We start from the raw sequence: 16408 nt of genomic DNA on the forward strand, positions 1-16408 counted from the left end.
ATCTTGCATCTTTATCAAAAGTTACTGGTTGTGGTTGAGTAATGAGTTTTGAAGTTTTGAAGTAATGAGTAAGAGAATTGATGTTAAACCTCTAGGATACAAAGATTATAGAGAATTAACCATAAAGAACATTTTTCCTTAAAAATTAGTACATAAGTTCTGGTGGAAGATATGAGCTAAGGGGGGCTTTTCATCATTTTTGTCAACATCTATTGGCGAGCTTGCTATAAGTCAAAGCGGTCTTCACTATATTTATGCCAAATTATATCAATAATTTCTAAAGCATTACAGGAAAATCTATTGATCTGATCAGCAGTTAGAGAATCTGGATTTTTACAAGTGCTGATTTCTAAGATGAGACGACTAGTTTCTAAATCAGCTTCCTTGAATTTACCAGGAACTAAAAATTCTTGTATATAGTCAGAATAGCTAGTGACATTGAGCCTTGGTTTAAAAGCGATCGCTGTTTCTCAAACTGATAGAAGACCAATACAAGGCTTCTTTCTACATCTTTAGCTTTGATCATGCTAAAATTAAAATAACTTTACAAAAATAAGTAAAACAATAAAAATCACCCAATACAACAAGGCTGTTGGTTCATACTATATATTTGAATCAAATATATAGTCGCTAATTAGCTGAAGCTAAAAAGCAAAAATTCTTTATCTGAATTAAGCTATTTCTTGAGCTAAAAAGTATATAACTAGCAGCTATTGAATAACTCGCTCTATAAAAGTCATCTAGTATCTATAAGTCAAAATTAGGAGAGAATATGTTTTTACCTTGGGAAACTATCTGCGGAAGTAAAGGATCTTGTTCACGTCGCAATTACAATGAACGTAGATTAAACTTTTTGAAATGGGTACGCGACGACCTAGAAGCTAGATTGGCAGGTATCAATGCTGCCATTGAAACTGTAGAACGTCAAATTAATGAAGATTCAGAACCATCTACAACTACTAGCAATAACTAGAAATAATAACCAATAATAAACAAGTTAAATTAAAGAAAGCGGCGTCATTGCGTCGCTTTATTGTAATGTTATGTCTACAAATAACCTGATGACACAAGAACAAATTCCTCTATTTCCTAAACGGACAGTACCAGAATTAGTAGAAGACATCGAAATTTTAACAAAAGAAATTCAAGAACTATATAGAGGGGATGAGATTCCTTGGGTAGTTGGCTATAGTGGAGGCAAAGATAGTACCGCAGTACTGCAATTGATTTGGAATGCGATCGCCGCCTTACCACCTAAACAACGTCATAAAACTATACATGTTATCAGCAACGATACCCTGGTGGAAAATCCTTTGGTCTCTGTGTGGGTAAGGCAATCCATAGAAAAAATGAAAGTAGCGGCAGTGGAACAAGAAATGCCCATATCTCCTCATTTAACTCATCCTTCTGTAAAACAAACTTTTTGGAGTTGTTTAATCGGTAAAGGTTATCCCGCGCCTCGTAGTCGTTTTAGATGGTGTACAGACCGTCTCAAAATTCAACCTAATGATTTATTTATTCGCGAGATGATCCGCAAAGGTGGAGAAGTTATTTTAGCTTTGGGAACTCGTAAAGCTGAAAGTACCAACAGGGCGATAAATATGGCCAAACAAAGGAAATGGAGAATACATGAACACTTAAACGCTAACCCTAGTCGTCCCAATTCATTAATATATGTTCCCATTGAAGATTGGCGAACAGATGAAGTGTGGATATATCTGATGCAATGGCCAAATCCGTGGGGGAATGATAATAAAGACTTGTTAAATATGTACCAAGGCGCCACAGCAGATAATGAATGTCCGTTGGTAGTAGATACATCTACTCCGAGTTGTGGAGATTCACGCTTTGGGTGTTGGGTATGTACCATGGTAAGCAAAGACAAATCTATGGAAGCCATGATCCAAAACGATGAAGAAAAAGAATGGCTACAACCCCTATTAGATATTCGCAACGAATTAGACGTAGAAGACGATCGCGATAAAAGAGACTTTCGTAGAATATACGGTAAAGTAGAATTATTTGAACGGAATATAGAGGGGGAAAAATCAATAGAACCAATACCAGGACCATATACCAAGCAATGGCGAGAATATTGGTTAAAAAAAGTATTGACAGCAGAACAAGAAATACGCAAAAATGCTCCAGAGTCAATGAAAGATATAACTCTAATTACTCAAGGAGAATTGAGCGAAATTAGAAGAATATGGCTAGAAGAGAAACACGAATTTGATGATAGTTTGCCACGAATCTACGAAGAAGTAACTGGGAAAAAATTCCAAGATAATAATTTAAGTGCCATCAATAGCTTACTAGGATCTGATGAATGGGATATTCTCCAAGAAATCTGTGGGGATGAGGAAATGTATCTAGAATTAATGGCAAGATTATTAGATATAGAACGTCAATACTATACTAAGTCTCGTAGAGTAGGTATATATGAAGCCTTAGAAAAATGTTTTGCCACCAGTTCGCGCGATCGCCAACAAGCAATAGACCAAGCGCATCTGACTCGTAATCTCAAAGATGCTGTAGCCGATGCTGATGTAAATACAGTTAAACAATTAACCTGGGGGAATCTTAAATATCCCCAACCTGAATCATAAAATCATTTTCTGTTGCCCAATATTAAGTATTTATATCGGAAAAAATAATTAATTAAACAGCACCTGAGTACAAAATATTAATGGTGCGTTACACTTTCTTGACTGAGTACAAAATATTAATGGTGCGTTACACGCACGTTAACGCACCCTACTATAGTTGAGTAATGAGTAATGAGTAATGAGTAATGAGTTAAAGATGGAAAAGATGCTTTGATCTGAGTCTAAGCTACACCGTAACCAGTATATTGTCTTAATTCTGGTGCTTGAAAACCAATTATAATATTTTCCTTAGGAATTCCTTGTTTTACTAGTTCTTCAGCAATACTTATTTCTGTCATATTCTGTTCAATCCATACTTTTCCTTTTTTAATATCTAGATGTAAAATACAGCCATAAACACGCCTATGGTTATCCCACCCCACATTGATTACCTGATAATGATCTTGTTGGGTATCAAATACTGTATAGCAATCAATAGAACCATTAGCAATGGGTATAGCTGCATAAGCTGTTAATAAGGACTGAATGATTTGACGATAAGATTCTATAGTATCCATTGCACAATTATCTCCTTAAGGGGATCATATATAATTAGATGGACTTCATGTTTTTCTAGGGAAATTTGGGCAAATTCTCGTTTAAAAAAAGCTTCATAGGTAATTATAGGTACTGCCAAAAAAAGAGTACGTTGTGGATCACTAATTTCTAAAGCAAGTCGATAATTTAAAAATTGTCCTAAAGCATTATGATAATCTGTTAAGGGTGAATCACTCAAGAAACTTTTAATTTCTACAGCAATTTTTTCTTCACCTCTTTCTGCGGCTAATAATTTTTCAGCACCTAAGTCGATTTCAAACTTAGTTCCTCCTATTTCTAGTCTTAATGGATCATCAGTGATTTGCCAATTTTCTTTTTCTAGTCCTATTTTAACTGCTCTGTGAAACTTATCTCTAACTGCCATTACTTTTTTGCTTATTTATCTAGAATTATAAAATCTGGTTCGCAGATCTCATCGATATTGCTAATTAAGGTACAAACAATCAACCTTGAGAATGTCTATATAGCAATTCTCATACTGGTGAGGTACAGAGGTTATCCTTTTGAGGCTCCGAGAGGCTCCGAGAGTTAGGTACAACCTCATGAGTCCGAAAAATGCTATATTTTTACTTTTATACCTTGATTAAGCAATCTCCTCTTTAAAAATATGCTAAGCTAATTCGGTGCAAATATTAACTCTTTTCACTTCCTTACCAAATGATTTTTCGTGAACTAGTTTTAGAAAATTTTGGTCCCTATCGCGGACGCCATATTATTGATTTAACTCCACAGACAGATGATACCAGTCGTCCCATTATTCTGTTTGGAGGAATGAATGGTGGCGGTAAAACTACTCTCATGGATGCTATTCGTTTAGCTTTATATGGACAAAGGGCACAATGTTCTAATCGAGGTAATTTGAGTTATAGTGATTTTTTGAGTCAATGTGTGAATTCAAAAACTCCTATTCAGGAGAAAACTAGCATCGAATTAGCCTTTGAACATATTCGCGATGATCAATGGGTGGATTTGAGAATTATTAGACTATGGACAAAACCCCCTAAAGATGGTAAAGATCAATTAGGAGTATATGAGGGAGAATGGCCAGATAGTGCCTTGGTGAATACCTGGGATGAATATATTGAGCGTATTTTACCTATAGGGATTTCTAATCTTTTTTTATTCGATGGCGAACAAGTTAAGGAATTAGCAGAATTAGATGCGCCACCAGAATCAGTAATTAATGCTATTTACACCTTATTGGGGTTAGAATTAGTAGAACGTTTAGATTTAGATTTAGATGTCTTAGTTAGTCGTAAACGTAAAGCTATGGCTACTCAATCTCAATTAGCTACCTTAGAAGCTATTGAATTAAAATTAGCGCAGCAAACAAAAACAGAAGCTTTAGTTAAAGCTGAATTAGTTAATTTAGAAAAGCAGTTAAAAAAGAAGAATAGCAATTATCAAGATGCTTTAGTGGCTTTTCAGTTAGAAGGAGGGAAAATCGCTTCAGAAAGAAGTAAGTTAGAAACTCAAATCAAAAATACTCACTCCTCTGTAGAAGCAAAAAGAGAACAACTTCGTCAACTAAGTGCTAAATTTTTACCCTTACAATTAATTTTACCTTTACTGAAACAAGCACAACTTCAAGCAAAGAAAGAAAAAGTATATAGGGAATATTTGGTGACTCGTAATGTTTTGCAGGAAAGAGAAAATAAATTACTGGATTATTTAGAAAAAATAGATTTAGAGAGAGATAAGATCGAAAAAATAACTGATTTTCTGAATACAGAGAATTCCTATGTAAATGAAATCATTGGGGAAAAAGAAGAACCATGGCTAAAATTAGATGAAGAAGATCTTAAACAGTTAGAGAGAGTTATAGACTATCAACTACCTGAAGAAACAAAGCAGGCAGATGATATATTAAATGAATTGGCAGAGTTAGAAAATATAGAAGATAGTTATGAGAGAGAATTAGCTTTAGCAGCATCTCCAGAGGCTTATACTCAGTTAAATGAAGAATTAAAATTAGCCCAACAAGAGTTAAGAGAAGCCCAAAGGCTTTATGATGAAGGTAAGCGTGAGTATGAAGAAGTTAAAAAACTAATTGAACAGTCTAAAAAAGAATTAGGAAATTACACAGAAGAAAATTTAGCTCAACAAAATAGTGAACATATTATCAAAACAGCAGCTAAGGTGAAAAAAACTTTGGCAATATTTAGAGAACGTTTAACTTTGAAAAAATTAAATAAACTAGAGGGGGAGGTTACAGCTTGTTTTCGTTATCTTTTACATAAATCTGATTTAGTGAATCGCGTAGCTATTGATAGTAAAAACTTTAGTATATATTTATATGATAGTAATGGTAAAGGAGTACCAAAACATCGTCTCTCAGCAGGGGAAAAACAGTTATTAGCGATCGCCTTTTTGTGGGGTTTAGCGCGTGTCTCGGGCCGAAATTTACCCATAGCTATAGATACACCCCTAGGGAGATTGGATTCTTCTCACCGTTACAATCTGATTGAAAGATATTTTCCCACCGCCTCTCATCAGGTGATTTTACTATCTACAGATACAGAAATAGGGAAAACAGAAGTAGAAATGTTAAGAAAGAGTGAAGCGATCGCCAAAGAGTATTTACTGACATACGATTCTACTGAATCCCAAACTGAGGTAGAAAAGGGTTATTTTTTTAAGTAATGACTAATATTGAGATCTTGCAAAAACAGTAATTGAAAATGAATCAAAATCCGGCACTATCTATATCTATATCGGCTTCCCGTCAGTTTACCTCCTGGTTAGCAGAAGAAAAGCTAAGTTTAGTTTTCACCACCTATCAAGTGGGTAAAGTATTTATGGTGGGATTAAAACCAAATAATCAACTATCTATATTTGAGAGAACTTTTAACCGTTGTATGGGTTTATGGAGTAATAATCAAACTCTCTATCTTAGTTCTCTATTTCAGTTATGGAGATTTGAAAATGCCTTACAACCAGGAGAATTACATGACAATATTTATGACCGTGTATTTATTCCCCAATCAAGCTTGGTGACGGGGGATTTAGATATTCACGATATTGCAGTAGATGACCAAGGAAGAGTAATTTTTGTCAATACTCTCTTTAGTTGTTTGGCTACTGTAAGCCATACCCATAGTTTTTCCCCGATGTGGGTTCCTCCTTTTATCTCAAAATTATCAGCAGAAGACCGATGTCACCTGAATGGTATGGCTATGGTTAATAATAAACCTGGTTATGTTAGTACTGTTTCTCAAAGTGATGTGGCTGATGGTTGGCGGGATCATCGCTTAGATGGGGGATGTATTTTAGAAGTGCCTAGGGGAGAAATCGTTTGTCAAGGTTTATCTATGCCTCATTCTCCTCGTTTCTATAATAATCGTCTGTGGGTATTAAATTCAGGTTATGGAGAATTTGGTTATGTTGATTTAAATAGGGGTAAATTTAATCCAGTTAGTTTTTGTCCTGGTTATTTGAGAGGGTTAGCTTTTCACAATCATTATGCGATCGCCGGACTCTCTCAACCTCGTCACAATCAGAGTTTTTCTGGTTTACCCTTAGATCAGATTTTAGAGAAGAAACAGGTCCAACCGAGATGTGGACTATATATAATCGACTTAAATACTGGAGATATAGTTCATTGGTTAAAAATCGAAGGAATTGTCACCGAACTTTATGACGTTGCCGTTTTACCTAATATTAGGTGTCCCATGGCTATTGGTATTGTCAAGGATGAGATTCGGCGGATTATTTCCTGTGATGAATTTACTGATTTGTCATCATAAATCCGATTATAAAATGGCATTTATAATCGGATGAAAGTTTAGGAAAAGTTTAAGATAGTAGGCTAGTTTAATTACCAATATGGCTAGACTACTATGAGGCTAATTTTATTTTAGATAACGAAAATATCGTTATTAGTTAGGTCGGCGCTACCACTAAAATTAGCTAAGGAAGTAGGACGTATAGGACCGCTACCATCAGGATCAAACAGAAGGGTACTGTTATTTCCTTGTTGGTTGTAAACAAATCGCTGTTGAGGAGTTTCGGCGCTAGAACCGATAATAAATTGATCAGAATCAATCGCACTTCCAGGTTCTAAATCATCTGAAAAAGCAGCCCCTACTATTTGGATTGTATCATCGTTAGGAACATATCTGATAATTGTATCTAATCCATCTTCTGGACTTTCGTAGACGAATAGATCATCCCCTTGACCTCCTATGAGTGTGTCTTGACCCCCTTGACCTACTAGACGGTCATCACCATTATCGCCGATAATTTCATCGTTGCCTAGGCCGCCTTCTATTACATCATTTCCAGATCCACCATTAATTTCATTATTACGGTCATTACCCACCATCTCATTGTCTAAATCATTACCAATTGCTGAAAAGTTCCCTTCTCCTTCTATGACAAGTCTTTCAATATTATCACTTAAAGTGTAGTTAGCGGTGGCAAATACCACGTCAGTTCCTGCGTTGTTCTCCTCAATAATTTGTTGATTACTGTTACTAACTAAATAGCGATCGTTTCCTTCTCCTCCAATCAGCGTATCATTACCTTCTCCTCCATCGAGGGTATCATTACCTTGTTCAGCAATGAGTTGGTTAGCCTGATTATTCCCTGTGAGTTGATTATCGAGAGAATTACCAGTCCCGTTTATTCGATTGGTACCGATCAGAATTAAGTTCTCGATATTATCTCCTAGGGTATAGTCTACTGAAGATTCAACTGTATCACCAGTATCATTCCCATTTTCGATTACTACATCATCTGGGTTATCAACTACATAAGTGTCATTTCCTGAGCGACCTCCGTCCATGGTATCTGCACCTTGTAAACCATTAATCCGGTTATCTCCTTGGTTGCCTTGGATAATGTTGTCAAGTTCATTACCAGTACCATCTAAATTTTCCTCTCCCGTGAGCGTTAGATTTTCCACGTTAGTAGGTAACTGGTAGGATACAGAAGAAGTAACTATATCTGTGTCATTTCCTGCACCATTTTCATCATCAGTGGGTTCTTCAACCACATCCCTTGAGTCATTAACTATGTAGCTATCGCTGCCGCTACCACCTAAGAGAGAGTCGGCACCTGCTCCCCCATCGAGGGTATCGTCTCCTGCTCCACTATTGAGGGTATCATTTCCTGCTAATCCTTCTAGCTGATTGTCCCCATCTCCTGTAACCAGTAAATTATCTTGATCGTTTCCGGTCAAGTCGTAATTTCCCTCCGCGGTTATTCTGATATTTTCTACATTATCGGGGAGAGGATATTCTATAGAAGCTTCAACCGTATCAATCCCTCCATCTTCTTCTTCTTCTACAACATCTTGTAGATCATTTACTAAATAAAGGTCGTTACCATTGCCTCCGATTAATGTGTCTGGACTAGAATTCTCTGTTTGATTACCATCTGTACCATCGAGAGTATCGTTACCGTCGTTTCCAATTATGGTATCTTCCCCTGCTAGACCTACTAAATTGTTATTAGCTTCGTTACCGATAATTTCATTATTATCATCGTTTCCAGTCCCGTTTATGGATGCTGTGCCGGTAAGTTCTAGGTTTTCTATTCTCGGGAAATTTGCTAGATCCAAATTGAAGGGAGCGACTACAGTATCTATATCTCTTGCTGATCCCCTTTCTATAATTGTATCTTGAAGATTATCAAGGATATAAGTATCATTTCCATTTCCTCCATCTAGGCGATCGTTTCCTTCTCCGCCATCTAGAGTATCATCTCCGTTTTCACCCTGAAGATTGTTATCAAGCTCGTTTCCGATAATTTCGTTATCAGAATTATTTCCTGTTCCCTGTGTAGCCTGCCCTACTAATTCTAGATTTTCCAGGTTATCGTCTAAAGTATAGTTAACGAAAGCTGTAACTTGATCTACATCATCTTCTGCATTTGCTATTTCTTGGATCACATCACGTCCGTTATCAACAATGTAGGTATCGCTTCCTTCACCTCCATTCATTAGGTCATTGCCTTGTCCTCCATCTAGGAAATCGTCCCCAGCACCACCAATTAGAGTATCAGACCCTTGTTCTCCTGCTAGGGTATTATCGAATTCATCCCCTTGCATATTATTATTTAGTGCATTTCCAGTACTCTGTAAGGGTCGATTTCCTTCTAAAACTATGTTTTCGACGTTTTCTACTATGTCGTAATCAGTAGAAGTGATAATTGTGTCGATTTCTCTCTCACCAGTTCCTGTTTCTACAACTACATCGTTACTTAAATTAACTATATATGTATCAGAACCTTCACCGCCTTCGAGACTATCTACTGCTAGACCACCATCTAGAGTATCATCGCCTTCATTGCCGATTAGGGTATCTAATCCTGCTCTACCTTCGATGATGTTGTTGTTTTCGTTACCAGTTAACCGATTATTTTCCCTGTTTCCTACTAAAGTAGCGTTATTTTGTCCTGTAAATATGATGTTTTCTATGTTCTCTGGTACTTCAAAATCTACACTTGTGATAACAGTGTCAATTCCTTCTCCTGGTTCTTCAATTACTACATCATTTGTATCATCCACCAAGTATTCATCGTTACCTAAACCTCCTGCTAGGGTATCATCACCTGGTCCCCCTGTTAAAGTATCATTTCCTGCGTTGCCTTCAATTTGGTCATTTCCTTGGTTACCTTCCAGGAGGTTATTTTGGATGTTTCCGATTATCTGGTTATCGACTCTGTTACCAATACCATTGATTGCATTGCCTAGGAGGATCAAATTTTCTAAATTTTCTGGTAAGGTAAAATCAATAGTTGATTCTACTGTCTCTACATCGTCTTCATTGTCTTCTTCCCCAACTATAACGTCCCCTTCATTATTTATTCTGTAGAGGTCGTTTCCAGTTCCTCCATCTAGAGTATCATTACCTGGACCACCCTCTAAAGTATCATCTCCTTCGCGACCTTCTATAGTATCATTTCCACCTAAACCTGATAATTCGTTATCTCCCTCATTTCCTATTAATGAGTTATCTAAATCGTTACCAGTAGCATCGGTATTTCCATCGTCGATTATTCTCAAAATTTCCACATTATCGGGAAGAGTATAATCAACACTTGTTCTTATTTCATCTATTTCTGTTTCTAAGTTTGATAGTTCTTGAACTCTATCTTCTTCATTATCTACGAAAAAGCGATCATTTCCGCTTCCCCCGATCATACTATCGGCGCCTTCTTCTCCATTGATGGTATCGTCGCCGTCGTCACCGTTGAGAGTATCATCTCCGGTTCTCCCTGTAATCAGGTTATCCTCAGAGTTACCTATTATAAAGTTATTTAGTTCATTTCCATTTCCTCTGATAGGGTTATCACCTACTAAGGTTAAGTTTTCTATATTATCTCCTAATATATAACTTAGAGGTGTGACTACTGTATCAATATCTTCTCTGCTTCCATTTTCTAGAACAGTGTCATCAAAGTCCGATACTATGTAGGTATCATCCCCGTTTCTCCCTAATAAAAAGTCTGCGCCACTGTTGCCGTCGAGGGTGTCATTCCCATCATTTCCTCTTAAGAAATCATCTCCTCTACCACCTTCTAATAAATTATTGGCATCGTTACCAATAACATTATTATCTTCACTGTTTCCTGTGGCATTAATAGGATTTTCTCCAATTAATGTTATGTTTTCTACATTATCCGCTGAAGCTAGAGAATATGTTACAGAAGCATTTATTTCATCTATTCCAGCATTTCTCCCTTCTAAAACTACGTCTTCTTCATTATCTACAAAATACTGATCATCATCCTTACCGCCTCTTAATACATCAATACCTTCACCGCCATTTAGAGTATCTTCTCCATTGTTGCCGATGAGTGTATCGTTCCCATCACTGCCTAGGAGAATATTTTCCGCTCCATTTCCACTGATTCTGTTCCCTAATTCGTTACCCGTACCGGAGATAGGATTATTACCGATTAAATCTAGGTTTTCTATACCAGTCCCTAATACAAAAGGAACTGAAGAAATTACCAAATCTGTTCCTTCTTGCCTGAGTATCTCAATGACTTCATCGTCTGTGTTATTTACCTGATAGGTATCACTGCCGGGACCTCCCGACATATTGTCACCGCCTCTGCCACCATCTAGGGTGTCATCCCCTGGACCCCCATCTAAAGTATCTGAGTCATCACCACCGAGTAAAATATCGTTGCCTTCTAGGCCACTAAGAGTATCGTTACCTGCAAAGCCACTGATTGAGTCGTTTCCATTGGCACCATTGAGACTATCGTCCCTTGCAGTTCCATCTATTCTAATAAATTCTTCGTCTTGGAAAATAGTTAAAAGTTCTTTAATGTGTTCGATATTAGACATTTTCGTTTTCCTCGTTTACACCACACGATATATAATTTAACTTTAGTTTTGATTAATTGACAATATTTTTATTAACTATACAATACTGTACCTAATTTTGTGTTGATAAAACACTTGCTGAGAGACTATTGTATAATCTTCTTTTATCCAAACTAAGCTGATTTCTCTAATTCTTCCTTGTTGCCAATCTATCAAGGAAAAGTTACGTTGTTTTCCTTTGTTAGTTGTGATAATTCTTGGTACACTAGCGCAGTTAAAGTAGATTGTTCCTTGGTTATCTTGATTAATCACTTGACGAATTCTTGAGTCATTGTTCTTGACACGGTGGTGCATGTGACCAAAAGTTACTAAATTAAGACGCTTATTCATACTATGAATTTGCTTAATCGCTTCAGTCAAATCTGGATCTCCATAATCTCCACCAGCAGGATTCCAATCTCTTCCACAAGAATCAAAGGGTTGATCGCCTAATCCCCACGGTCCATTATGTCCTAAGATAATTAGGTTTTCACAGGTTGCTTGATTAGCTGCCGCTACAATTTTCGCTGTAGACTCTTCAAAGTTATTCACCTGATAGCGATCGCGATAAAATTGTTTATTTCTCCATTGTGGTCCTCCCCAACTAAAAGGACGACTTCCCACCACAGAAATATTCAATTCTGGAAAATTTAGTATACCATAACCTACATGGCTTTTTCCTAAAAGTTCTAATTGTTTACTGACTCGATCTTCTTTACTGTGATCGTAGGGACTTTTTTTCCTTCCCCAGTCTGATGCTGTATACCACGCATCGTGATTTCCCATAATTGTGGCCATGGGTAACTTTATTTGGGCAATTTTGGCGACTACCTCTAGGGATTCGTTGCCAAAATCCCCCACAAATAGAACTAGGTTCACTCCTAGCTTTTCTAAAGCTATTGCATCTTCTAATTCCCACTGGTCGTGGACATCTCCCACTACAGCGATTTTAATCTGCTTGTTTGGTTGATTGTTCATTTTTTGAGAACAGTTGTTCTTTTAACTTTTGATAGTTTAACAATAAATAGACTCCTGCCGAAATTACTAAAACTAGAGCAACTGGTGCTAAAATTGGGGCTACCACTACAATTAGTGATAAGGCTGTGGCACTTATTGCTTCTCCAGTGGCTAACAAAAAGTTACCCAATCCCCCTGTTAAACCACTTACTGTCAATCTCGCTAAACTGTTTAATCCTACCACAGCCCCTGAGGCTCCACCTCCTGCTATGATTGCTGCTGTCCACTGTAAAACTGGGTCAACTTCTCCCAAACTATTAGCTGTTACTAAAGTTCCAATCACCATAGCTAAGGGAAGTTGTGTTGTATCTAGTAAATTATCTACAAAGGGTATGTAGTAAGCAATTATTTCTACTAAAGTAGCTACCGATAGTAAAATCAAAGCTGAGGGAGAACCCACCCAGGCAAATTCAGGAGATAATTCTACGTTTCCATACATAGATGATAGACTGAGTATCAAAGGTGGTACAAAGACTCTAAATCCCACAGCAGCGCTTAGAGTAACTCCTAGTATTAGTTCTAAGATAATTTGCCAATAGTTATCCATAATTTTTAGCTAAAACACCTACTAATTACTATATTTATCTGGACTTTGAACTAATTACCCAGTTCAAATGATTTTTACTAGTTATTGCATAATTGAGCTGATTTTTTCTATTTAATACCGTAAAACTCAAAAATTTTTGATTTTTTGTTTGAACTTGCTAATACTTTTAAATAGTTGCTGGCAAATATAGCCTTTTTAAGGCTGGTGAGGTACAAAGGTTATCCTTTTCGAGGCTCCGAGGCACAGGGCACCTAGGCAGGAGTTAGGTACAACCTCATGAGTCCTTTGAAATGGTATATAGAAATAAAATTTCAGCTCAATTGTTACTATAACCTTTTTTTCCCTAAAGATCCCACAATTGCTATATCTTTATAAGGGTAATCAAGGTCATGAAATTATTCAACTCTATCCTTGTGATTTTCTTGTTACTATAACCCTTTTTCGGTAAATATCGTAGAATTACTGTTGAGTATTATTAGCAATTTGTTTAGAGAAGATATTCTTAAAATTTCCCCTGAAAATTACAAGCAATAAAATTATAAGTGAGAGTCAATAAAATTTCTTATTCATGTTTTAACGGCCTTCATTCTCTACAATTAATTGATTAATTTGTTCTTTAACCTCTTCTATATATTTATTATGACTAGGAATACCATACTGGTCACTTAATAAACAGCCTTCAACTGCTGCTTCTACCACAGCTTCTGCTGTTACCTTACCTGCTTTATACTCAGTTTCAAACACCTGATATCCAGGTATTCCTTGTTTTTCTAAATAGCCTTGATAGGCCATCATTGCTAAATTTTCTGGAGGAATAAAAGCTTGAGGTTCTCTAATACAACCTGGTTCATTAATTACAGGAGTAGATTGGGAGTAGACCTGTGAGGAAAAGGTAAAAATCAATAAGGAACTAGCTAAAGTTAATTTGATTGGTAAATAAGGCTTCATAATGATTCTTTTTTTCAATTCAAGTCTTTACTGTTAAAACAATTTCTAAATTAAGTATATATTATTTATTTACATTGATTTAAATTTTAATATTTATTTCAAATTTGAGTATAAAACTATTTTTTAAATTAAAGTATGTTACACAATAACAGAAATTTTTGGCAACAGAACCAAAGTTCCACAATTGGTTGAGGTTAATTTTCTGGGTTGATTTGTAATTCTCTTTCTTCGTCTAACTCTTCTTGTTCTAACTCTTGGGTTGCTTCACTTGGAGTTAGTGTTTCTTCCGTGGGAGGTTGAGGTTGACTTTCTGGGTTGATTTGTAATTCTCTTTCTTCGTCTAATTCTTCTTGTTCTAACTCTTGAGTTGCTTCACTAGGTAAAGAATTAATTTGAGCAAATGCCGAGGAGCTAAGTAAACCATAAATAAATAATATTGCAGTCAATACTAAGTAGTTGAATTTAGAGATAGAAAAAATAGATTTAGGTTGGAGACTTTCTCAGGGTCTCACTTTCGGATGCAAGTTTTTAGGTTGCACACTAAATATTATACATTATATTATTCCAAATTCATCGAGATGTTAAAATATTCTACGGGATTATCCTAATCTGATGATTTTCAAATAAGAGCAAAATCAATTTAAAATAAAACTTGTTGTTCATAATTAACATATTTTATATTTAATCTAACAATGGAAAGAAGCTTAAAAGGTCAAGCTACAATAGCGATGGTTATCGACGGCAACCCGGTAATTATTAGACTAGATGGAGATAATGCCCCGATTACAGCAGGAAATTTTGTAGATTTAACTGTACAGGGATTCTACGATGGTACTAGATTTCATAGAGTAATTAGAGAACCAAATCCTTTTGTAGCCCAAGGTGGAGATCCCCAAAGTAAAGACTCTGATATTCCCTTTCAGCAATATGGACTTGGTGGATATATAGATCCTGAAACGGGAGAAAGACGCAATATTCCCCTAGAAATTAAACCAGAAGGTGCTTCAGAACCTCTATATAATCAAACTTTACCTGAAGGAATAGAACCAGAATTAAAACATACTCGTGGCGCCATAGCCATGGCACGTGCCACGGCTTTAGACACAGCTTCTTCCCAGTTTTATTTTGCTTTAACTGATTTAGAATTTTTAGATGGTAATTATGCTGTTTTTGGTGAAATAGAAGCAGGAATTGATGTTATAGATGAAATCGCTGAAATCAGTACAGATGCACCTATAGACCAAAAAGAGTTTTTAGAGACAGCCTCAGTGATTGACTCAGCAGAAGTGATTGACATAGAAGCTTTGGTAACTACTGGTACTGAGGATGATGATACTTTAATTGGTACTGATGTCGATGATGAAATATTAGGACTAGATGGAGATGATAGTCTCTTTGGAGGTCGTGGCAGAGATACTCTAGAGGGTGGTGAAGGTGAAGATAAACTACGTTCAGGTGGTGGCCTTGATGAATTACGAGGCGGAGATGATAATGATACCCTGTTGGGTGCCACGGGTGATGATACTCTAGAAGGTAATGATGGTAGAGATAGATTATTTGGTGGAGATCAAGATGACTCCCTAGATGGAGGAGAAGGACCAGACCGTTTAGGTGGAGGTGATGGTAATGATATTCTTGTTGGTGGTGAAGGAAACGATACTCTCTTTGGAGAATTAGGTAGAGATAGACTATTTGGTAATGATGGGGATGATGACCTAAGAAGTGGCGGTGACAATGATTTGCTGTTGGGAGGAGATGGCGATGATCAACTTAGCGGTGGTAGTGAGAACGATCGCCTCTTCGGTGGCGATGACCAAGATTTACTCCTAGGCGCTAATGGACGTGACCAGTTAGATGGCGGGGAAGACAGCGATCGCCTTTTCGGTGGCGAAGATAACGATACTATAAATGGTGGTGAAAATGATGATCTACTCAACGGAGGTACTGGTAGAGATAGATTTGTTTTTGATCAAGATATCGAGTTTGCTAATTCTACCGAAGATAGATTAACTTCTGATGGAGGTGTGGATACTATTGCTGATTTTAATCCTGCTGCTGATTTTATCAATATTTCTGCTAGTGATTTTGCCGTAAATTCTGATGATTTACTGAATCTTGGCCCCATTTCTTCTAATCAATTTTATCTTATTGATAGTTCAGAGGAATTGAGTGCAGACCATCGTTTTCTCTATGATTCTACTAGTGGTAGTCTACAATATGATCTAGATGGAACTGTTGGGGATGTTGCACCTTTAGAAATTGCTATTCTTGAGGGTAGTCCAGATTTAACCCCTAGCAATATTGTCATTATTTAACTCAGTCAACATCCCACCACGATCATCGGAGTACCGATTATAGTGGGGGCTTGCAAAA

General features: G+C 36.7%; 13 protein-coding genes. 5 read left to right on the forward strand and 8 right to left on the reverse strand.

Features of this window, described 5'->3' with window-relative positions:
* Nucleotides 1-224: 224 nt before the first annotated feature.
* The gene (locus MW688_RS12370) at nt 225-461 is read right to left on the reverse strand and encodes a GUN4 domain-containing protein (RefSeq protein WP_486736321.1); all 237 of its coding nucleotides are present in this window, start codon (nt 459-461) and stop codon (nt 225-227) included.
* Between the two features lie 311 nt (nt 462-772).
* On the opposite strand from MW688_RS12370, the gene MW688_RS12375 reads away from it, so the two are divergent.
* Complete coding sequence (locus MW688_RS12375; protein ID WP_486736308.1) at nt 773-973, forward strand: hypothetical protein; 201 nt, start codon at nt 773-775, stop codon at nt 971-973.
* Between the two features lie 88 nt (nt 974-1061).
* Complete coding sequence (dndC, locus tag MW688_RS12380) at nt 1062-2606, forward strand: DNA phosphorothioation system sulfurtransferase DndC (protein WP_486736322.1); 1545 nt, start codon at nt 1062-1064, stop codon at nt 2604-2606.
* 221 nt (nt 2607-2827) lie between these two features.
* On the opposite strand, the gene MW688_RS12385 is transcribed toward dndC, so the two are convergent.
* Together MW688_RS12385 and MW688_RS12390 are read right to left on the reverse strand one after the other, a co-directional pair.
* Nucleotides 2828-3163, reverse strand: a complete 336-nt coding sequence (locus MW688_RS12385; RefSeq protein ID WP_486736309.1) for an element excision factor XisI family protein — start codon at nt 3161-3163, stop codon at nt 2828-2830.
* Nucleotides 3151-3567 (reverse strand): XisH family protein, encoded by a 417-nt coding sequence (locus tag MW688_RS12390; RefSeq protein ID WP_486736311.1) that lies wholly within the window; start codon nt 3565-3567, stop codon nt 3151-3153. Before MW688_RS12390 ends, MW688_RS12385 begins: the two co-directional genes overlap by 13 nt.
* 293 nt (nt 3568-3860) lie before the next feature.
* Here MW688_RS12390 and dndD point away from each other — a divergent pair, with 293 nt between their 5' ends.
* A complete protein-coding gene (gene dndD / locus MW688_RS12395) occupies nt 3861-5846 on the forward strand; it encodes a DNA sulfur modification protein DndD (protein ID WP_486736312.1) in 1986 nt (661 codons plus the stop codon).
* Nucleotides 5847-5884: 38 nt separating this feature from the next.
* Complete coding sequence (locus MW688_RS12400) at nt 5885-6949, forward strand: TIGR03032 family protein (protein WP_486736313.1); 1065 nt, start codon at nt 5885-5887, stop codon at nt 6947-6949.
* A 110-nt stretch (nt 6950-7059) separates the two neighbouring features.
* On the opposite strand, the gene MW688_RS12405 is transcribed toward MW688_RS12400, so the two are convergent.
* The 5 genes from MW688_RS12405 to MW688_RS12425 all read right to left on the reverse strand — a co-directional run bounded on the left by MW688_RS12405 (nt 7060) and on the right by MW688_RS12425 (nt 14481).
* A complete protein-coding gene (locus MW688_RS12405) occupies nt 7060-11505 on the reverse strand; it encodes a beta strand repeat-containing protein (protein WP_486736315.1) in 4446 nt (1481 codons plus the stop codon).
* A gap of 75 nt (nt 11506-11580) precedes the next feature.
* Nucleotides 11581-12501, reverse strand: a complete 921-nt coding sequence (locus MW688_RS12410; RefSeq protein WP_486736316.1) for a TIGR04168 family protein — start codon at nt 12499-12501, stop codon at nt 11581-11583.
* Complete coding sequence (locus tag MW688_RS12415) at nt 12473-13087, reverse strand: DUF4126 domain-containing protein (RefSeq protein ID WP_486736317.1); 615 nt, start codon at nt 13085-13087, stop codon at nt 12473-12475. The genes MW688_RS12410 and MW688_RS12415 overlap by 29 nt, the downstream gene beginning before the upstream one ends.
* Nucleotides 13088-13660: 573 nt before the next feature.
* Nucleotides 13661-14035, reverse strand: a complete 375-nt coding sequence (locus MW688_RS12420; protein WP_486736318.1) for a hypothetical protein — start codon at nt 14033-14035, stop codon at nt 13661-13663.
* Nucleotides 14036-14229: 194 nt separating this feature from the next.
* On the reverse strand, nt 14230-14481 hold the full coding sequence (locus MW688_RS12425; RefSeq protein WP_486736319.1) for a hypothetical protein: 252 nt from the start codon (nt 14479-14481) through the stop codon (nt 14230-14232).
* A 246-nt stretch (nt 14482-14727) separates the two neighbouring features.
* On the opposite strand from MW688_RS12425, the gene MW688_RS12430 reads away from it, so the two are divergent.
* A complete protein-coding gene (locus MW688_RS12430) occupies nt 14728-16350 on the forward strand; it encodes a peptidylprolyl isomerase (protein ID WP_486736320.1) in 1623 nt (540 codons plus the stop codon).
* The last annotated feature ends 58 nt before the right edge of the window (nt 16351-16408 follow it).

It is taken from the genome of Johannesbaptistia floridana, from assembly GCF_057440575.1.